Origin of the sequence: Tatumella citrea (assembly GCF_002163585.1) — a bacterium.
GTDB classification, from domain to species: Bacteria; Pseudomonadota; Gammaproteobacteria; order Enterobacterales; family Enterobacteriaceae; genus Tatumella; species Tatumella citrea.
This window is the reverse complement of record NZ_CP015579.1, coordinates 837,223-856,846: the sequence shown is the minus strand read 5'-3', so window position 1 is coordinate 856,846 and position 19,624 is coordinate 837,223. Positions and strand designations below refer to the sequence as shown.

The 19,624-nt window shown below is 49.0% G+C and carries 16 protein-coding genes; 7 read left to right on the top strand and 9 right to left on the bottom strand.

Annotation, left to right across the window (positions count from 1 at the left end):
- Positions 1-132 precede the first annotated feature (132 nt).
- Genes A7K98_RS04075 through A7K98_RS04055 form a run of 5 tightly spaced genes read right to left on the bottom strand, consistent with a single transcriptional unit; the run spans position 133 to position 5,995 of the window.
- Positions 133-1,458: an OprD family outer membrane porin gene (locus tag A7K98_RS04075; protein WP_087487423.1), complete on the bottom strand. Its 1,326-nt coding sequence runs from the start codon at positions 1,456-1,458 to the stop codon at positions 133-135.
- Positions 1,459-1,484: 26 nt separating this feature from the next.
- Positions 1,485-2,741: a M20 metallopeptidase family protein gene (locus A7K98_RS04070; protein WP_198361142.1), complete on the bottom strand. Its 1,257-nt coding sequence runs from the start codon at positions 2,739-2,741 to the stop codon at positions 1,485-1,487.
- 13 nt (positions 2,742-2,754) lie between these two features.
- Entirely contained in the window at positions 2,755-3,939 is a 1,185-nt protein-coding gene (locus tag A7K98_RS04065) for an acyl-CoA dehydrogenase family protein (RefSeq protein ID WP_087487421.1), read from the bottom strand.
- Between the two features lie 17 nt (positions 3,940-3,956).
- A complete protein-coding gene (locus tag A7K98_RS04060) occupies positions 3,957-5,261 on the bottom strand; it encodes an MFS transporter (protein WP_087487420.1) in 1,305 nt (434 codons plus the stop codon).
- A 17-nt stretch (positions 5,262-5,278) separates the two neighbouring features.
- On the bottom strand, positions 5,279-5,995 hold the full coding sequence (locus tag A7K98_RS04055; RefSeq protein WP_087487419.1) for an enoyl-CoA hydratase/isomerase family protein: 717 nt from the start codon (positions 5,993-5,995) through the stop codon (positions 5,279-5,281).
- A gap of 127 nt (positions 5,996-6,122) precedes the next feature.
- Between A7K98_RS04055 and A7K98_RS04050 the strand changes: the two genes are divergently transcribed.
- Together A7K98_RS04050 and A7K98_RS04045 are read left to right on the top strand one after the other, a co-directional pair.
- Positions 6,123-7,148: an alcohol dehydrogenase catalytic domain-containing protein gene (locus tag A7K98_RS04050; protein ID WP_087487418.1), complete on the top strand. Its 1,026-nt coding sequence runs from the start codon at positions 6,123-6,125 to the stop codon at positions 7,146-7,148.
- A gap of 1 nt (position 7,149) precedes the next feature.
- Positions 7,150-8,640, top strand: coding sequence for a class I adenylate-forming enzyme family protein (locus tag A7K98_RS04045; RefSeq protein WP_087487417.1), 1,491 nt, complete (start codon positions 7,150-7,152; stop codon positions 8,638-8,640).
- On the opposite strand, the gene A7K98_RS04040 is transcribed toward A7K98_RS04045, so the two are convergent.
- The 4 genes from A7K98_RS04040 to speA form a co-directional block, all read right to left on the bottom strand.
- Complete coding sequence (locus tag A7K98_RS04040; RefSeq protein WP_087487416.1) at positions 8,635-9,375, bottom strand: IclR family transcriptional regulator; 741 nt, start codon at positions 9,373-9,375, stop codon at positions 8,635-8,637. The two genes, A7K98_RS04045 and A7K98_RS04040, sit on opposite strands and share 6 nt — an antisense overlap.
- 219 nt (positions 9,376-9,594) lie before the next feature.
- The gene (locus tag A7K98_RS04035; RefSeq protein WP_087487415.1) at positions 9,595-10,002 is read right to left on the bottom strand and encodes a YidB family protein; all 408 of its coding nucleotides are present in this window, start codon (positions 10,000-10,002) and stop codon (positions 9,595-9,597) included.
- A 61-nt stretch (positions 10,003-10,063) separates the two neighbouring features.
- Positions 10,064-10,984, bottom strand: coding sequence for an agmatinase (gene speB, locus A7K98_RS04030; protein WP_087487414.1), 921 nt, complete (start codon positions 10,982-10,984; stop codon positions 10,064-10,066).
- A 204-nt stretch (positions 10,985-11,188) separates the two neighbouring features.
- Positions 11,189-13,165 carry a biosynthetic arginine decarboxylase gene (gene speA, locus A7K98_RS04025; protein ID WP_087487413.1) on the bottom strand — a complete coding sequence of 659 codons (1,977 nt, stop codon included), beginning with the start codon at positions 13,163-13,165 and terminating at the stop codon, positions 11,189-11,191.
- Between the two features lie 812 nt (positions 13,166-13,977).
- Here speA and metK point away from each other — a divergent pair.
- The 5 genes from metK to gshB all read left to right on the top strand — a co-directional run bounded on the left by metK (position 13,978) and on the right by gshB (position 19,553).
- On the top strand, positions 13,978-15,129 hold the full coding sequence (gene metK, locus A7K98_RS04015) for a methionine adenosyltransferase (protein WP_087487411.1): 1,152 nt from the start codon (positions 13,978-13,980) through the stop codon (positions 15,127-15,129).
- Positions 15,130-15,578: 449 nt separating this feature from the next.
- Positions 15,579-16,976: a sugar porter family MFS transporter gene (locus A7K98_RS04010; RefSeq protein ID WP_087487410.1), complete on the top strand. Its 1,398-nt coding sequence runs from the start codon at positions 15,579-15,581 to the stop codon at positions 16,974-16,976.
- A 104-nt stretch (positions 16,977-17,080) separates the two neighbouring features.
- Complete coding sequence (locus A7K98_RS04005) at positions 17,081-17,587, top strand: SprT family zinc-dependent metalloprotease (RefSeq protein ID WP_087490353.1); 507 nt, start codon at positions 17,081-17,083, stop codon at positions 17,585-17,587.
- 185 nt (positions 17,588-17,772) lie between these two features.
- Positions 17,773-18,504, top strand: coding sequence for a 16S rRNA (uracil(1498)-N(3))-methyltransferase (rsmE, locus tag A7K98_RS04000; protein WP_087487409.1), 732 nt, complete (start codon positions 17,773-17,775; stop codon positions 18,502-18,504).
- Between the two features lie 101 nt (positions 18,505-18,605).
- Positions 18,606-19,553: a glutathione synthase gene (gshB, locus tag A7K98_RS03995; protein WP_087487408.1), complete on the top strand. Its 948-nt coding sequence runs from the start codon at positions 18,606-18,608 to the stop codon at positions 19,551-19,553.
- The last annotated feature ends 71 nt before the right edge of the window (positions 19,554-19,624 follow it).

Here is a 19,624-nt window from a genome sequence, read left to right as displayed (position 1 = left end):
GCAGGCAATGTGTAGCAGTACTGATCGCCTGCAGATAGTTAGCACAGAGCAATAAAAAAACCGGCCTTTTTGCAGAAGGCCGGCAATTTCTCATGGTAAGAAAAATTCCATTTTAATCGTGGCGCTCATTGATCAAAACTTCAGGTTATAAGTCATAATTAACCAGTTACGGTTATTACCTTTAGTGTTGTCATAGATATTGTTAGTTTTAGACAACCCGTTACGCCACTCCAGCCCCAGGCCTTTAAACGTACCTGACGGGAAGACATAGGCCAGGCTAATATCCCGCTCAAACTCTTTGGCAGATTCCATATTGCGCTGTTTAATATTATCCCCCTTCAGATAGGCAATTTTAAAAGTAAGCCCGGGTATATTAACACCAGAGAAATAGTACGAATATTGTACATAGCGGGTTCTTTCACCCGCCCGGGTGAAGTTATAAAACATCCGGTCGGTATATAAATAATAGTTGACCCCGCTGGCCTCTTTCCCTTTAAGACTGGCCTGATTAAGGGTAGGCATCAGACTGTCGGCAGAAACCTGCTGGTATCCGGCCAACAGGCTGTGATATCCAAGACGGTAAGTTTCTGACAACGACCAGGTATTATTATTTATTTTTCCGTCATTGTTTTTGGTATAACCGCTGGCTTTATATCCGGTTTCTCCGTTACGCCCTGCAGAACGGCTGTTAAAATAACGAGCCTCCGTTTCAAATGAACTGTCGTGCGTTACAGGTATTCGCCACTTAGCGCCGAGATAATTCTGCGTGTAATAGTCTTCCAGCTGAGAAATATAATATTGACCGGTCACACCCGGGGTAAAATGATAATCCAGACCGCCAAAATAAAACCCGTCAGATGCTTTGGTTCCGCCGGCAATAGCAAGCCCGGTACGATCCGTAGACCATCGACCGACAACTCTGGTCAGATAACCGGCATTAATCTCCGCTCGCCTGATATCTTTTGAAGTAATACTTAATCCCTGGAAATACTGTGGAGTTACCCGTGCATTATTAGAGATCACTACCGGAAGTTTAAATTGCAGGTCATTGCCATATCTGACTTCAGTTTTTGAAATCCGTAGTTTAACCGCTCCACCTAAGCGCCCCCAACTGCGAACCCCGGCACCATTGCTGCCCCCGGTCGGGATCATAGTACCACCGGTATGATGGTCAGAATTACCAGAGAGCTTAATCCCACCATTCACATCAGCATCCAGACCCAGTCCTATCAGCCCTGAAGTATAGCCGGACTGGTAGAAAATATTATAACCCTGTGCCCATTCTTCATTTCTTGAGGAGTATCTACCGGTATTACTGTTTGCCACCGGTGTATCATACTTATTATTAATATACATATTGGTAAAATTAATATTAAGTTTGCTATCATCAATAAAATCACTGGCAAAAACGGCGTGCGGAACAGCCAACACCACCAGTAATGGTATTTTCCTATTCATTATATTTAACCTTTAACTAGTTATTATTATTTAAGGTGAAGTGACAGTACAGAGAACGTTTTAATCCCCAAAGCTATAGCGCGGTCATCAGCAATAAATTTATTTGAATGAGTAGGCCAGATGTATTCGCCAGAATCCACCAGTTCAGGCGGTGTTGCTCCCATTCTGATAAATAGTCCGGGTACTCGTTGGGCATATTCAGCAAAGTCATCAGTACCATAAGTTCCGCCATCAACCGTTACTTTATGTTGGCTGATTAGTGAAAGCTGCGGAACTACACTTTCTACCAGTGAGGGTTCATTTTTTCCGGCAATATAATTATTGGAAGAGAGAGACATTTTTACCGATGCCCCGACCGCTGTAGCAATTCCCTCACTGACCGAAGACATTCGCTGCAGTACGAAATCACGCTGTTGATTATCCACCGTACGTACCGTACCTTCCAAAACCACACTGTCCGCCAGAATATTATGCCGCTGTCCACCATATATCCGGCCAACCGTAATTACCGGTGGCATTGACTGACTCAGATTCACCTGGCGGGTTGGAATGGTTTGCCAGGCAGAAATAATCTGAGCTGCAATGGGGACCGGATCAATTCCGGTCCATGGGAAAGCCGCATGGGTTGACTTGCCGGTAACCTCCAACCGGAAAGTATCTGCTGAAGCAGTGGTACGATACTGCCCCAAACGATATTCACCCAGCGGCCCCGCCGTAACATGCAGTCCAATGCATACATCCGGAACCGGGACATCAAGCACTCCCTCTCTGATCATTTGACGCGCCCCGCCATTTTCTCCGTCCGGTGCGCCTTCTTCAGCTGGCTGAAAAATAAATTTAAAACTGCCGGTAAAACGCCGGGGGTGAGCGGCCACCAACCGGGCGAACCCCAGAACCATAGCCATATGTACATCATGCCCGCAGGCATGCATTACACCCGTTTCCTCCTCACCACCACCGGTTTTAGGGTAAAAAGCACGTACCTTCGAGGCATATGGCAGTTGCGTCTGTTCGGTTAAAGGCAGCGCATCCAGTTCGGCCCGAAATGCACGACATATCCCCGGTCGTTCACAGGTTATCAATGCCACTATTCCGGTGCCGGCAATGCCTGTCTGAACAGGAATACCGTAGCTACTCAGTTGTCCGGCAATAAACTTGCTGGTAGCAAATTCCCTGTTGGATAATTCCGGATACTGATGGAGATGATGCCTGAGGTTTATAATCTCAGGTAACAAGGTTTGGATATCATCATCCAGTTCGGGCCATTCGGCGATAATATTCATAAATAGCCCTTTCTCAGTACAGAAATGAAATTGGGGGAGAAATATCATTCACCAGATAATTGCCTATCGCTTTATATTTGTAATCCAGCGAATCATGGGTGGTATGAGTTCTGGCATTTCTCCAGTGCCGGTCAAAATTCAACGATCTCTGGGTAGTCGCCGCTCCGCCGATATCGTATAAACGTTCGCAGACCTGCAATGCAGCTTTAGTCGACAAAATTTTGGCTTCTGCTACCGCGATTGAAGCTGCTGACAATAAGCGTTCGGTTTGCTCGTCACTGTACTGGCCGGTTAACTGAGCCTGAGAAGCCAGGTCAACTTTTCGTGCAGCGCTTTCTACCAGTGCTTCCGCCGCATGAATTTGCGCAGATAATTCGCCAATGGTGTGCAGAATATAAGGATCGTCCGCGGCCCTGTTCACCCCACTCTCTTTTACCGGCCGGACCCCGGTACCAATCCAGGAAACGGCATCGTCCAGAGCGGCCAGACCGATACCGATATCCACCGAACAATGAATCAGTTGGGCCACAGCCCCTACATAATTTCGTTTACTGACCCAGTGATGCAACGGGATAATCCAGTCGGGGAGGACTTCAACATTGTTCAGCTGTGTTGTTCCACTGGCAGTTGTCCGCTGCCCCATGCCATCCCAGTCATCCAGCAGTGTCAGACCGGGGGCATCTTTGGGCACCAGTACATAGACCGCCTCACCGGATTCCCCTACCGCCTGTACTTTGATGAAATCTGCGAACAGACAGCCGGTGCTGTAGAATTTATTGCCATTGAGCAGATACCTGCCATCGCTGTAGCTCAGCCTGGTGCTGATTTCGCCACGAATTTTCCCGCCGCGCTCCGCAATTGCCCCGGAGCTCAATGACTTGTTGGCTATTTTTTCAAAATAGATGGATTGCTGTTCTGCTGTAGCGATCAGCCGCAAATGCTCAACCGTGGCAAAATGAGGAAACAGGGCCTGAGCCACGCAAGGGTCAGCTTTTGCCAGAATAATAAAGATGGCTGACACCGTGGTAAAAGAGATATCACCGCCGCCAAATTGCGCCGGCAGACGAGCCGCCCCCAGAGTAGAGTCACGAATCATCGCCATTTGTCCGAACGGAAGCGTACGGCTGGCATCACGTTCCGCAGCACCCGGAGCAATTTTCGCCGCCAGTTCGCAGGCTAATTCAATATAATCACGCATATTCTGCCTTCATTAGATTATTTTTTTAACAATACTTTCCCGGGAATACCAGCCAGTAGCATAATCAGTCCGAGGATGATAAAAATCGTCACATAATGCAGCGCCGAAGTAATACTGCCGGTATTGGTTTTCAGGTATCCGATAAAAGACGGCACCAGAATTTGCCCTAACTGACCAAACAGGCTGACCAGTGCAATACAACCCGCTCTTGAACTTTCAGAAAAATATTGTGAGGGAATGGTCCAGTAAATAGCCGTTGCCACCAGATAGCCCGAACTCATCAGTACCAACGTTGCCACCGTATAGCCGGCATTATGTAATACCCACGGCAGAATAATTAATGCGGTAATAATGGCGATGACACCCCCGGCAAAAAACCAGCGCCGTTCCTGATAACGGTCTGACAGCCTGGAAACCAGCAGCATGACAATCACACCAACAATCCACGGCACTGATGACAACATGCCAACCGACCCCAGACTGATATTGCCGGATTCTTTAATAATCGATGGAGCCCAAAAATTCACGACATTGCCGGTGCAAATAATAGTCAATACATAGCTGACAATAATAATCCACACGCGGAAATCTTTGACTGCTTTCAGCAGATTGTCTTTTTTGTTCGGCTTATCTTGCTGCTGATCTCTGGTCAGTGTGGCCAGCACCAGCGATTTTTCCGCAGCAGTTAACCAACGGGCATGTTCAGGTTTATCATCCAACCAGAACCAGGCCAGCACCCCAATAAATAACGGCAGGATGCCGGTGAAAATAAACAACCACTGCCAGCCTCTGAAACCGGCGACATCATTCAGATGTGTCATTACCCAACTGGCCAGCGGGCCGCCAACAATTCCACAAATCCCTATAGCAATAATAAACCGCGACGAGACTCTGGCTCGCCAGGCAGTTGGAAACCAATAGGTCAGATAGAGAATAACCCCGGGGAAAAACCCGGCTTCGGCAGCACCCAGCAAAAATCTGAAAAAGTAAAACTGTCCGGTAGTTCTGGCAAATGCCGTGCCGATGGTAGCGATTCCCCAAAGGATCATCACCCGGGTAATAGTTTTTTTAGCACCATATTTCTCCAGCATTAAGGTACCTGGAATATCAAATACCAGACACCCCAGAGATAATGCACCCACAATCAACCCAAAAGAGGCATCATTAATATTTAGATCACTTTTGAATTGCAAATGCGCAAAACTGATATTCACTCTCTCCAGCCAGCAAATAACAAAGCACAGGCAGAGAAAAGGCATTAACCGCCAGGCGACCTTACCAAAAACTTCATTTTCATTGAGGGTATTTAATTGATCACTCATTATTATTCTCACACAATTTATTCATGCGACACTGATTGTTTAGTGACTAATAATCTGGCCTTGTCTATTTCTGAGAAATAAAGATCTAACTGCCGCCGCCGCTCTGATAAAATAAGGTGTTTTGTCCATCCTGCAGCTTGTGCCACTTTATCTGTAGAAAGCTGTCTGGCCAGCTCTATAGCACTCTCCCGCGGCTGTTCAGAGAGAGCATTAACCAGCCCCCAGTCCAGTGATTGTTGTGCAGTAAACTTTCTGCCGGTCAGCATCAGGTCCAGAGCACGACTTTCACCGACCAGCAATGGCAGGGTAATTGCGCTAAACCCAGAAAGCATACCGTGATGAATTTCGGGAAAACTGAACCGGGTATCCGGATGTGCAATGCGGTAATCGCAGTGGATTGCCAGGCTGATCCCCAGACCCAGGGTATAACCATGTAATGCAGCAATTACTGGTTTATTTAAAGGCTGTAATACTCCGGGTAGTGATCGGGCTAAAATATCGGTAGTCACCGTGCGGCCTTTTTCCTGTGCCTCTTTTAGATCAGATCCGGCACAGAATGCACGCTCCCCTTCCCCATAAATAACAATAGTTCTGACATTATCTTCGGTACGCGCATAATCCCAGACCTCACCGAGTCTGATTTTAGATTGTTCGTCCAGTGCATTTAATTTTTCCGGGCGGTTTAACCCTATCAGTAAAATACCTTCTGCCGTTAACTGATGACTGATTGTCATTCTAAACGCTCCCCCAAATGTACCTTGTAAATTCCGGCTGAGGGATTAGAATACCGCAACGTGCACAATACGCACACATTGTTCTCTATATGAATTTGTCATTAGCTTAGTAATTTATGAGATAACTATGAAAGCGATCATACTCAAAGATTTTGGCTTACCGTCACAACTGGTTATCCGTGACACCGCATTACCCGAAGTACCTGCCGGCCATGTACTGATTGAAATCCAGGCTTCCGGGATCTGCCACCATGATATTCTGCATCGTCAGGGGCGTTTACCACACGCCCGTAAAGGAGTAGTACTGGGTCATGAAGCCTCCGGGATTATCAGACGGGCAGGTAGTGAAGTAGATAACCGTAAACCAGGCGATCGTGTCGTTATCTACCAGCGGCGTTTTTGCGGTAAATGCCCGTTCTGTCTGGCTGGTCGGCATGACCTCTGCAAAGCATTGGGTGCCCCCTCTGTCGATACCGAAGGTTCCTACGCAGAGTTCATCTCAGTTCCCGCAGTTTCTACTGTGCTGCTGCCCGACAATATTTCGTTCAAAGATGCGGCACTTGCCAGTTGCCCGATAGCGACCAGTCTGAGAGCGATTAATCTGTCACAACTAAAAGCCGGAGAAACAGTACTGATCAACGGAGCCAGTGGCGGATTAGGCAGCCATCAGATCCTGCTGGCGAAAGCTTTCGGTGCCACCGTGATTGCCGTGACAAGAGATCCGAATAAAGCCGGCTTCTTATCATCATTAGGTGCCGACCAGGTCATTGTCAGCCCTGATAATCAATATGCTGCAGAGGTCTGGAAACTGACAGAGAAGCAAGGAGTACAGGTTGCTCTGGATAATACGGCCGTTAGTTTACCGGAAACATTGAGGGGGATGACCCACGGCGGGCGGGTTATTCTGCTCGGAAATATCAATCCGCATGATATTAATATCTCTCCCGGGTTACTGATTGGCAGGCGTTTAAGCCTGCAGGGCTCTGGCAGTGCCACCCTGGCGGAAGTCAACCAGTCGTTGGCGCTGATAAGCCGTGGCATTATCAAGCCCATCATCCATCAGGTGATGGAATTCAATGATGTGGCTGCTGCCCATCAGCTCTTAGAAACCTCCGATATCACCGGCCGTATTGTTCTGCAGGGATGGAAATAATATGAATATTTACCATCTGTTTCTTAACGCCCGGCATAAATATGCCGATAACATTGCAATTATTGATCCCCGAAATCATATATCCCTCACCTTTTCAGCAATTGTTGATAAGTTCCATCTGGTTGCGAAGTTCCTGGACCAACAGTCGATACCCGCCGGGAGTAAAGTCGCTCTGTTAGGTGACACGGATGCAGAATCACTGATACTTGACTACGCCTTGATGGCCAGCGGTCGGGTGAGAGTCCCGTTGGATAATGCCCTGTCTGTGCGGGAATTGCAGTCGCAGATTAATGATTCTGGCGCCATGGTACTGGCTTACCAGCAAAACTGTCGTGAAGTTGCTTTATCCCTGAGCCAGCAAGGTATCCGCTGTATTCCGGTCTCACTCTTCACTTCAGGTCCGGCCACTCCTTATCAGATAGCGGATATTCACCCGCAACAATTGTTATCTTTAAATTACACCGGAGGGTCCACAGGGCAGCCTAAAGCTGTAATGCATACTCATGCCTCATTTGTCAGTGTTATTTCCAATATGATCCTCGCCAGGCAGATTGTGCCCGGCGATAAATTTCTGAACGTCCGCCCATTGTGGCCAATTGCTGCGGTGGTGGTGCTTGCCCATATTCTGGCCGGAGGAACCGTCATATTAGAACAACGTTTCAGGGCTGAGTCATATATCTCATTGCTGCAATATCATGAAGCCAGATACTCTTCACTCGTCCCCACTCAGTTGGCAAGACTGCTTAGTCTGTTACCAGATCAGCCATTGGAGGATCTTCCCGCTCTTGGCTGTATTGATATCGGTGCATCAGCAATTCCCGGTGAGGTGCTGGACCAGGCATTACGGGTGTTCAACGGACGGCTGGCTCTGTTATATGGCATGACCGAAGCGCCGTGGAGTAGCTATTTACGTTATGCCACGCTCCCTGTAGAAATCCGCCAATCCGGCAGCGAACTTTCAGGACTGACTGGCTATCCGGTATTCGGGGCTGCCATAAAAATAGCTGGCCCTGACCTGGCGGGTATCGGCGAAATTATCATCGGCGGCATGCACCTTATGGCAGGTTACTGGAGAAATGAAGCCCTGACTTTGCAAACCTTACAGGATGGCTGGCTTAAAACCGGGGATTTAGGGGTATATACAGAACAAGGCTATATCCGTATTGTTGGCAGAATAAAAGAAATCATCCGCAGTGGCGGAAAATCGGTACTTCCCGCAGAGGTTGAACAGTGCATCCTTTTACATCCCGGCATTTCTGAAGTGCATGTATTTGGCCAGCCGGATCCGGAATGGGGAGAAAAAATCTGTGCGGCGATAGTACTTTCTGATCCTGCGACTGCAATGAGCACCGATGATCTCACCGAATTCTGTAAAAGCCAGCTGTCCCGTTTTAAGGTACCGAAGACTTTTTATATTCTCGACTCTCTTCCACGTTCGCACTATGGGAAAATAAAGTCAGCCGAGGTGATGAAAAAAATTGAGCAGTTATAAATAGTTGAGCTGACCAGAAATATTTTCACAGGCCCGTTTCAAATGGCCCGCCAGAGGAGAATTTAACGATAACTCTTTTTCGGTATCCAGCCCGGCAATGACCAGCGCCCCAATTCCTTCACTGCGGGGGTTGAGCACCGGGTAGGCGATTGAGTTTAAGCCGAGTTGTTGTTCATTCGCACCGATACAGAACCCCTTAGCAGCACGAATTTCTGTCAGACGGGGCTCAATTTCCGCACAGCGCTGTTCATCCAGAATCTCACGGCAAACCAGGGGATTATAGGTCGCCAGCATAGCTAATCCGCTGGGGATTTTATCAATCGGATACTGGTCGGAAAGATCCATTAACACATTGAGTGGTGTTAACTGGGTCCAGATCCGTTCAATCAGGACCACATGTTCGCGCACCGGAATAGACAATGAAATCACCGCCTGCTTATCAGTCAGTAATTTCTGTATCTCCACCATAAACGGCAATGCAACACGACGGATATTCAGCCGGTTTAGATATCTGGTGGAGTAAAATAAGCTCTCAGGGCCGCTTTTAAACATGCCATCTTCATGGATTACCAGGTCCCAGACAATCAGGCTTTTAAGAATTCGGTGAACAGTTGTACGATCCAGCCCCGATAATTTCGCCAGCTCTAAAGCTGAAGCCCCCTGCTTTAAATCTGAGATAATTCGCAGCAATGTCACGGCTTTATCGATAACCTGAATCGGACTTTTTCTTATCATTTAAATTATTTTACTCAGTCATTGGAGTATGTGGGGCTGGCAAAGCCTCTCTGAGGCCGGACAATTGTCGCATATATACCATCGAACATTCAATTTAACGCAAGCCCGGGTACGGCGGGCAGCGCCCCGGACGGCAGATTTCCTGGTCTTAACCCCGGAACGGCAGTAAAAAAGCCGGTCTCTTTGCAGAGTACCGGCCTGGTTCACACAGACTGTTAATTAGCCTTTGAAAATACTTTCCACCAGCGATCCCAGATCCAGCTGGCTGTTGTTGCCAGTGGCTTCAGGATGAACTTCACCCTGTGGAGAGATTTTATCAACCAGCTGTGGCAGCAACTGAGATAAGGTGCCGGAAGCGCCGTCAACATCGGTACCCAGTTTATCGGCCAGTGACTGCAGATCATCGTTGCTGAAGGCAGACTGAATATCACCACTGCTGACCGGCTGGTTAAAGCCATTGCTCAGCCATGAAGACAGGACTTCGCCCAGTCCACCCTGCTGAAATTTCTGGATCAGCACTTCAATTCCACCCTGTTCCTGGACCCAGCTCCAGACAGCCTGTAACTGGCCCAGATTATTTTGCTGACCGCCTGTCAGTGATCCTACCAGCTCATCCAGTAAACCCATGTGACTCTCCTTCCCGTTAAGTGTTCGTTATATTATTTTTCAACAGACGAACACAAGTCAGTTACGCTTTGTTCGCTGCCTGTACGTGCAACATATCCAGCGCCAGTGACGCAGCAGCCAGAGAGGTGATGTCAGCGTGATCATAACCCGGTGCAACTTCCACCAGATCCATACCCACAATGTTCAGCCCCTGTAACCCACGAACCAGTTTAGCGGCTTTATCTGATGTCAGACCACCAATAACCGGTGTCCCGGTACCTGGAGCATGTGCCGGGTCCAGACAGTCAATATCGAATGTCAGATAAACCGGCAGGTCACCCACCGTCTGTTTAATCTCAGCCAGGATACTGTCTACTGACAGGTCATTGACACGACCTGCGTCCAGCACATTGAATCCCAGTTGTTTGTCGTATTCCGTCCGGATACCAATCTGCACCGAATGATTCGGATCGATCAGCCCTTCATTAGGCGCGTGGTAAAACATCGTGCCGTGGTCGAAGGTCGGGCCGTTCGAATAAGTATCGGTGTGGGCATCAAAATGCACCAGTGCCATTTTGCCAAAATGTTTGGCATGTGCCCGTAATAGTGGCAAAGAAATATAGTGGTCGCCACCAAACGTCAGCATCCGCTTGCCGTTAGCCAGCAGCTTTTCCGCGTGGGCCTGCAGTTTAGTCGACATATCCTGCGAATCGCCAAAGGCATACACCAGGTCACCACAGTCGATCACCTTCAGGCTCTGGCGAAGATCAAAGTCCCACGGCCAGCGACACCCTTCCCAGGCCAGATTAGTCGATATCTGACGGATGGCTCCCGGCCCCAGGCGACTGCCGGGACGGCCGGAAGTGGCTGCATCAAAAGGTACCCCGGTGATCACCCATTCAGCATCACTGTCATAAGGCTGAAAATTCAGCGGAAACCGCATAAAACCAAAGGCATTAGACACCAGAGAGTTGTCATATTCATTACCCAGGGTATGGTACATATTTGTTCCTCTATATTTCCGTGAACCGGTAATCTACTGAAAAACAGTAGTATTCCGGCCTGATCGTGACGAAAAAAAACCCTTGTGTGTCGTTAAACCCGACGCACAAGGGTGATAGATAATTATGGTATTTCGCTGCAATGACTGCAATGACTGCAATGACTAATCATGCGTTCAAACATCGCCTGACGCAGCGCCTTTGGCTTACTCATCTTCCAGATAAGTGTAACCGTACAAACCACTTTCAAATTCGGACAGGAACTGGTCACGCAGATCTTCGTCGATCACACTGGCAGTGACTTGCTTATGGAACAGCTCCAGCAATTCCTGTGGATCCAGCTGAACATACTGCAGCATATCCGCGACAGTATCCCCTTCATCTGACAATTCCACATCTACTGAACCGTCATCAAAAGCATAAACGTTCACCGCTTCTGTATCACCGAACAGGTTATGCATGTTACCAAGAATTTCCTGGTAAGCGCCGACCATAAAGAAGCCCAGCATCGGCGGGTTATCCGCATCATACTCCGGCATCGGCATGGTGGTCGCAATACCATCGCCATCCACATAATGGTCGATAGTACCGTCTGAATCACAGGTAATATCCAGCAGCACCGCACGGCGTTCAGGCGATTTGTTCAGTCCTTCCAGCGGCAGTACCGGGAATAACTGATCAATCCCCCAGGCATCCGGCATCGACTGGAACAGCGAGAAGTTTACATAGATTTTGTCTGCCATCCGCTCCTGTAATTCATCGATGATTGGCCGGTGGGCACGGTTGCTCGGGTCCAGGTGCTGACGGGTGTAGTGACAGATGCTCAGATAGAGCTGTTCTGCCCAGGCACGCTGATTCAGATCATAGGTCCCTGCGGAGTAACCGGTATGGATATCTGACAGGTCCATCTGGCTGTCATGCAGCCATTCACGCAGCGAGCGACGTACATTCGGCTCATGCATTTCCTGCCAGGTGTCCCACATACTAACGATTGGCCGTGGGGCATCTTCTGCCGGTGCCTGAGGGGTGGTAAATTCGTTACGTTCCACACCGATAATATTCGATACCAGAACAGTATGGTGAGCAGTCACCGCACGTCCGGATTCAGTAATTACCGTAGGATGTTCCAGACCATGCTCGTCACAGGCACCACCAATCGCCCAAATCACGTTATTGGCATATTCATTCAGCCCGTAGTTCACTGAACAGTCAGACTGGGAACGGGTGCCTTCATAATCCACACCCAGACCACCACCCACATCGAAGCATTTGATGTTGACGCCCAGTTTTGCCAGTTCCACATAGAAACGGGCAGACTCACGAACCCCGGTCGAAATATCGCGGATATTCGCCATCTGAGAACCCAGATGGAAGTGCAGCAGTTGCAGGCTATCCAGACGACCGGCATTACGCATTATGTCCACCAGCTGTAATACCTGGGTCGCTGACAGACCAAATTTCGATTTTTCACCACCACTCGACTGCCATTTTCCTGAGCCCTGAGATGCCAGACGGGCGCGGATCCCCAGACGCGGAGTAACATTCAGGCGTTCAGCTTCTTCCAGAACCAGCCTTACCTCAGTCATCTTTTCGATAACCAGATATACTTTGTGACCCAGTTTTTCACCAATCAGTGCCAGGCGAATATATTCACGGTCTTTATAACCATTACAGACAATGACTGAACGGGTCTGCCCGGCATGCGCCAGTACTGCCATCAGTTCAGCTTTGGAACCCGCTTCCAGACCCAGCGGTTCTCCGGAATTAATCAGTGATTCGATAACCCGCTTATGCTGGTTCACCTTAATGGGATATACCAGGAAGTAATCACCGGTATAACCGAAGGATTCACGCGCACGCTTAAACGCAGCGTTAATTGAACGCAAACGGTGTTGCAGGATTTGCGGGAAGCAGAACAGCGCCGGTAAACGCTGGCCCTGAGCCTCACGTTCCTTAACCAGTTTTGCCAGGTCAACACGGACCTCAGGTTTATCAGGATTCGGACAGACACTGATATGACCGAGTTCGTTTACGTCATAATAGTTATTGCCCCACCACGCGATGTTATAAGTCTTTAACATCCGGCTGGCTTCCTGATCATTCACTGCAACTTCCTGCATTGAACGCAGTACCCCATGTTCGCCTGCTGACGAACCCTTAATAGTCTTCATGTCGTCAGACATCGCGAACCTCTATCTTAGATTGAAAAGTGAAACAGCTGTTTTCTTGCATGGAGAATTTTCTCCTGACCGAAGTGCCTGCTTCTGTCACCAGGTATAGCACACTCTCCTGGCAAGCGTGGCAACCTCAGGGTAAATCACCGGGAGCCAAATCGGTCTGTGGAACAGTTCCACAGGCGACACGACGCAGTAATACCGAACCTGAAGTGCATACCTTAACCGGCGCAGGTGTCGGAAAAATTACCGCAGCAAAGGTAACTTCGTCGGGAAAAGTTTTTTGGACAGGAATATACGAAGACAACAGACAGGGCACCCGGCACAACAGGACCAGGCTGAGAACCAAAAGATAATGAGTAAGGCGCCTTCATTAGTTTTATCACCTCCACATATGCCAGAAGCATACGGAAAACGTACTGAGGGTGAAGGTCAGAATCACAGTAATTCCAACACTACAGCAGCGCTTTTTCTGCGCTACGAAACACCTGCTACCATCCCGGGCAGCAGCGGCTGTTTATACCGTTCAGAGCCTGAAAAAGCAAAGAATTATTGGCGCAAACGGGTACAGTGTTCCACTCTTTTACATTTCGCAATGGCTTAATCTGAAAAAAAGTCTGGAATTCGGGGCGGAGACTGCCCTAAAATGGACGTCCGGATGGTTTTCCATCTAAATGATTAAGAACCAGGCAGTGTCTTTCCAGTCTGTGCTTTTAAGCACACCTTGTACCGCTCACAGCGTTGTCTGAAGAAGCGAAAGTGAGCATGATTGATGTTCGCCAGGCGATTGAATTGAAACCAGAGAGTAAGGTAAGGAACAAATGGCAAAACACCTATTTACATCCGAGTCCGTATCAGAAGGGCATCCCGATAAAATTGCTGATCAGATCTCTGATGCAGTGCTGGATGCCATTCTTGAACAAGATCCGAAAGCACGCGTAGCTTGTGAAACCTATGTGAAAACCGGAATGGTACTGGTAGGTGGTGAAGTGACTACCAGCGCATGGGTCGACATCGAAGACATCGCCCGTAAAACGGTCCGTGATATCGGCTATATCCACTCAGATATGGGCTTTGACGCGAACTCCTGCGCAGTATTAAGCGCTATCGGTAAACAATCGCCGGATATTAATCAGGGTGTTGACCGTGCAGATCCTCTGGAACAGGGTGCCGGAGACCAGGGACTGATGTTTGGTTATGCGACCAACGAAACTGATGTTCTGATGCCTGCACCACTGACTTATGCGCACCGTCTGGTACAGCGCCAGTCTGAAGTACGCAAAGATGGCTCTCTGCCATGGCTGCGTCCGGATGCTAAAAGCCAGGTCACTTTCCAGTATGACGACGGTAAAATCGTTGGTATCGATGCGGTTGTTCTGTCAACCCAGCACTCAGAAGATATTGGTCAGAAAGAACTGCAGGAAGCAGTTATGGAAACCATTATCAAGCCGGTACTGCCTGCAGAATGGCTGAACAGCTCAACCAAATACTTCATTAACCCGACTGGCCGTTTTGTTATCGGCGGACCTATGGGTGACTGTGGTTTAACCGGACGTAAAATCATCGTTGATACCTACGGCGGCATGGCTCGTCATGGTGGCGGTGCATTCTCTGGTAAAGATCCATCTAAAGTTGACCGTTCAGCAGCTTACGCGGCACGTTATGTTGCTAAAAACATCGTTGCTGCCGGTCTGGCTGACCGTTGTGAAATCCAGGTGTCTTACGCTATCGGTATCGCTGAACCAACCTCTATCATGGTTGAAACTTTCGGCACCGAGAAAGTACCTACTGAAACACTGACCCTGCTGGTACGTGAGTTCTTCGATCTGCGTCCATATGGTCTGATTCAGATGCTGGATCTGTTGCACCCAATCTACCGTGAGACTGCTGCCTATGGCCACTTTGGCCGTGAGCATTTCCCATGGGAAAAAACCGACAAAGCTGCCGCGCTGCGCGAAGCTGCCGGACTGTAATTGTTGCTACAGGGCAGCTTTGCTGCCCTGTTATTCCCTTCGCTCCCCCTGCCTAAATGGTTAGCGCTGCTTAACAGAGCATGCTGTGAAACCAGATTTATTCTCCCGGTCTTTTGTGAAAAACGTGCTTAGTTATGTGATCCGGCTCAAGTGGTAACGATTACAACTCTCTGAAAATTATTTCTCAGATTTTTCAGGGTATAACAAATTAATTCAATCGTTAAAAATGGGTTGCTTTGAGTCGTCAGTGCGGGGATATAATCTGACCCCCTGCCGGAAACATAATTTAACCCTCCGGCTGGCGCTAAATGGTTTTTTTTCGAATTAAATATTTCTTTCAGAGGGTTATCATGTGTAACCGATTACATCAATGTGATCTGGCTCACTGATAAACTGAAAGGATTTTTTTAACATTACAACAAGAATGATAGTTAACAGCGGAGGCTAAAATGCCTGGCAATACTAATAAAAGCAGAACGTCGAACAAGATGATGACATTTTTTGTCTGCTTCCTTGCGGCACTGGCGGGATTACTGTTTGGTCTGGATATCGGTGTCATTGCCGGCGCCCTGCCTTTCATCGCAAAAGATTTTAATGTGACTGCTCACCAGCAGGAATGGATCGTCAGCTCAATGATGTTTGGTGCGGCAGTAGGTGCCGTCGGCAGTGGCTGGATGTCCTCACAACTGGGGCGTAAAAAAAGCCTGATGGCCGGAGCTATCCTGTTTGTTGCAGGGTCACTCTGCTCCGCCTTTGCCAGCAACCCTGAAGTGCTGATTGCCGCCCGTGTACTGTTGGGTCTGGCTGTTGGTATCGCTTCTTATACTGCACCTCTGTATCTGTCCGAGATTGCCCCGGAAAAAATCCGCGGCAGTATGATTTCACTGTATCAGCTGATGATTACTATCGGGATTCTGGGTGCTTACCTGTCAGATACTGCCTTCAGCTACGCCGGTGAATGGCGCTGGATGCTGGGGGTTATTACTATTCCTGCCCTGTTACTGCTGATCGGGGTTATCTTCCTGCCTAACAGCCCGCGTTGGCTGGCAGCAAAAGGTAACTTCCAGGATGCACAGCGGGTTCTGGACCGTCTGCGTGATACCAGTGAACAAGCGAAACGTGAGCTGGATGAAATCCGTGAAAGTCTGAAGATTAAACAAACTGGCTGGGCACTGTTTACTTCTAACCCTAACTTCCGTCGTGCGGTCTATCTGGGTGTTCTGTTGCAGGTTATGCAGCAGTTTACCGGGATGAACGTAATTATGTACTACGCGCCAAAAATCTTCGAAATCGCCGGGTTTACCAACACCACCCAGCAGATGTGGGGAACAGTAATTGTCGGTGGTATCAACGTCCTGGCAACCTTTATTGCAATCGGACTGGTTGACCGTTGGGGCCGTAAACCTACGCTGATTCTGGGCTTTATCGTAATGGCCGCAGGTATGGGTATTCTGGGAACCATGCTGCATATCGGTATGCATTCGCTGGGTCAGCAATATTTCGCTATCGCCATGCTGCTGATCTTCATCATTGGTTTCGCAATGAGCGCCGGTCCGCTGATTTGGGTACTGTGTTCAGAGATCCAGCCGCTGAAAGGTCGTGATTTTGGTATCACCGTTTCTACGGCCACCAACTGGATTGCCAATATGATTGTCGGCGCGACCTTCCTGACTCTGCTGAACTCTCTGGGTAACGCAGGTACTTTCGGTCTGTACGCTGCACTGAACATAGTATTTATTATCCTGACTCTGGTTCTGATACCTGAAACCAAAGGTGTTTCTCTGGAACACATTGAACGCAACCTGATGCAGGGTAAAAAATTACGCAATATCGGTGATAAGAATTAATTCTTTATCCCGCGGAACCCGACAGGCAACGGAAACGTTGCCTGTTTTTTTTGCGGTAATCACCGTTGATTGTAATCTGCCCTGACTGGCTTTATGCTGCCGCTATGAAAACACCTCGTCTGCCCATCGCCCTTCAGCAAGCTGTTATGCGTTCGCTGCGCGAACATTTACAGCGCGCGAATGAAAGCCTGAAACAGTCATATCCTGAACCGTCTGTCCTCTATCAGCAACGGGGAACGACTGCTGGTACAGCCTGGCTGCAACAATGGGAAATTCGCCTTAATCCGGTGCTGTTGCTGGAAAATAAGCAACCCTTTATTGATGAAGTGGTGCCGCATGAACTGGCCCACCTGCTGGTCTGGAAAGAGTTTGGCCGGGTTGCTCCGCACGGTAAAGAGTGGAAATGGATGATGGAAACCGTGCTGGGAGTCAGTGCCAGTCGCACTCATCATTTCAGTACCGATACCCTGCAAAAGACTTTTGCCTATGCCTGTCACTGCCGACAGCATCAGCTAACGGTTCGACGCCATAACCGGGTAATACGTGGCGAAACCCGCTACAGTTGTACCCACTGTGGCAGCGAACTCACCCGTGGTGAGTTTCAGGCCTGAGGTCTCCGGCAATATTGCCCGCCCCCGCGTCGTCTGTGGCATAATGCAACTACAGCAGCAAACGCTGACTGATTAAAAAAGAACGTGTAGCGGTTGACGTTCTTATCACAGGCAGGGACACTGCTGATTCATTCACTAACTGATGGCTGGCCATAAGATACCAGCCCGGAACTGGCAGATTTTTCATGCGCATACCCCGCATTTTTCACCCGGAAATAATAGCAAATAACAGTGAATTTCAGCTTAGCGAAGAAGCAGCGAACCATGTTGGCCGGGTACTAAGAATGACCACCGGACAGTCACTGGAACTGTTCGATGGCAGTAATCAGATATTTAGTGCCACCATTGTGCGCGCTGATAAAAAAAGCGTTACTGTTCAGGTCGCTGAGGGTATCACCGATGATCGCGAATCACCGTTATATCTTCACCTTGGCCAGGTGATGTCTCGCGGAGAAAAAATGGAGTTTACCATCCAGAAATCGATAGAGCTGGGGGTAAATCTAATCACGCCACTGATTTCGGAACGCTGCGGAGTCAAACTCGATGCAGAAAGACTGGAGAAAAAGCGCCAGCAGTGGCAAAAAATTGCTATAGCGGCCTGTGAGCAGTCAGGCAGAAATGTGGTCCCGGAAATCCGCCCTGTCATGTCGCTGAATGAATGGTGTGCTGAGCAGGAGCAGGGACTGAAACTGAATCTGCATCCACGGGCTTCAGCAAGCATTAATACCTTGCCGCTGCCGGTCAGCCGGATCCGGATGCTGATTGGCCCGGAAGGCGGGCTGAGCGCCGATGAAATCGACATGGCTGCCAGCCAGGGATTCACTGATATCCTGCTGGGCCCGCGAGTGTTACGTACCGAAACAGCCGCCCTGACTGTGCTGACGGCACTGCAGGTAAGATTTGGTGATTTAGGGTAATCTGCCCTGACACCGGCACCTGCGGTAAAGCCCCAAAGATCCTGAACCGGTAAAATCCGTTAATGATAAGGTAGTCATTACTGCCTTCCGAGGAGATAAGAATGATTAAGCTTGGCATAGTGATGGATCCTATTGCGGACATCAATATTAAGAAAGACACCAGTTTTGCAATGCTGCTGGAAGCACAGCGCCGGGGTTATGAAATCCATTATATGGAAATGAATGATCTGTACCTGCGTGGCGGAGTGGCCAGCGCTCGTACCCGCTTGCTCACCGTTGAGCAAAACTACGATGGCTGGTATCAGTTCGGCAGCGAGCAGGAGATCCCGCTGGCTGACCTGAATGTGATTCTGATGCGCAAAGATCCGCCGTTTGATACCGAATTTATTTATGCCACTTACATTCTGGAGCGTGCCGAAGAGCTGGGCACTCTGGTGGTTAATAAACCTCAAAGCCTGCGTGACTGTAACGAAAAACTGTTCACTGCATGGTTTGCTGATTTAACCCCGGATACTCTGGTGACCCGTAGTCAGCAAAAACTACGTGAGTTCTGGCAGGAACACGGCGATATCATTATGAAACCGCTGGATGGTATGGGTGGAACCTCGATTTTCCGTGTAAAGCAGGATGACCCGAATTTTTCGGTAATCTGTGAGGCACTGACTCATGATAATACTACCTTCTGCATGGCTCAGAACTACCTGCCAGCGATCAAAGAAGGTGATAAGCGTGTGCTGGTTGTCGACGGTGAACCAGTGCCTTACTGCCTGGCGAGGATCCCGAAATCAGGCGAAACCCGGGGTAACCTGGCAGCTGGTGGACGTGGCGAAGCCCGCCCGTTAAGCGAAAGTGACTGGGAAATTGCCCGTAAGGTTGCGCCGGTTCTGAAACAAAAAGGTCTGATTTTTGTCGGACTGGATATTATTGGTGACCGCCTTACCGAAATTAATGTCACCAGCCCGACCTGTGTTCGTGAAATTGAGGCCGCGTTCCCAATCTCCATCACCGGAATGCTGATGGACGCGATTGAGAAGCGCCTGGGCAAGTAACCACCGCCTGAGTATTGCCCGGCAGCCCTGGGGTTGCCGGATATTTTTTCAAAATAAACTTACAGAGTCAG

Excerpts from the sequence above, each read along its gene's own strand:
- A7K98_RS04055 (WP_087487419.1), bottom strand. The coding sequence starts at position 5,995 with ATGACAATCAGTCATCAGTTAACGGCAGAAGGTATTTTACTGATAGGG.
- rsmE (WP_087487409.1), top strand. The coding sequence starts at position 17,773 with ATGCGCATACCCCGCATTTTTCACCCGGAAATAATAGCAAATAACAGT.
- A7K98_RS04070 (WP_198361142.1), bottom strand. The coding sequence starts at position 2,741 with ATGAATATTATCGCCGAATGGCCCGAACTGGATGATGATATCCAAACC.
- speA (WP_087487413.1), bottom strand. The coding sequence starts at position 13,165 with ATGTCTGACGACATGAAGACTATTAAGGGTTCGTCAGCAGGCGAACAT.
- speB (WP_087487414.1), bottom strand. The coding sequence starts at position 10,984 with ATGTACCATACCCTGGGTAATGAATATGACAACTCTCTGGTGTCTAAT.
- metK (WP_087487411.1), top strand. The coding sequence starts at position 13,978 with ATGGCAAAACACCTATTTACATCCGAGTCCGTATCAGAAGGGCATCCC.
- A7K98_RS04075 (WP_087487423.1), bottom strand. The coding sequence starts at position 1,458 with ATGAATAGGAAAATACCATTACTGGTGGTGTTGGCTGTTCCGCACGCC.
- A7K98_RS04045 (WP_087487417.1), top strand. The coding sequence starts at position 7,150 with ATGAATATTTACCATCTGTTTCTTAACGCCCGGCATAAATATGCCGAT.
- A7K98_RS04060 (WP_087487420.1), bottom strand. The coding sequence starts at position 5,261 with ATGAGTGATCAATTAAATACCCTCAATGAAAATGAAGTTTTTGGTAAG.
- A7K98_RS04035 (WP_087487415.1), bottom strand. The coding sequence starts at position 10,002 with ATGGGTTTACTGGATGAGCTGGTAGGATCACTGACAGGCGGTCAGCAA.
- A7K98_RS04065 (WP_087487421.1), bottom strand. The coding sequence starts at position 3,939 with ATGCGTGATTATATTGAATTAGCCTGCGAACTGGCGGCGAAAATTGCT.
- A7K98_RS04005 (WP_087490353.1), top strand. The coding sequence starts at position 17,081 with ATGAAAACACCTCGTCTGCCCATCGCCCTTCAGCAAGCTGTTATGCGT.
- A7K98_RS04050 (WP_087487418.1), top strand. The coding sequence starts at position 6,123 with ATGAAAGCGATCATACTCAAAGATTTTGGCTTACCGTCACAACTGGTT.
- A7K98_RS04040 (WP_087487416.1), bottom strand. The coding sequence starts at position 9,375 with ATGATAAGAAAAAGTCCGATTCAGGTTATCGATAAAGCCGTGACATTG.
- A7K98_RS04010 (WP_087487410.1), top strand. The coding sequence starts at position 15,579 with ATGCCTGGCAATACTAATAAAAGCAGAACGTCGAACAAGATGATGACA.
- gshB (WP_087487408.1), top strand. The coding sequence starts at position 18,606 with ATGATTAAGCTTGGCATAGTGATGGATCCTATTGCGGACATCAATATT.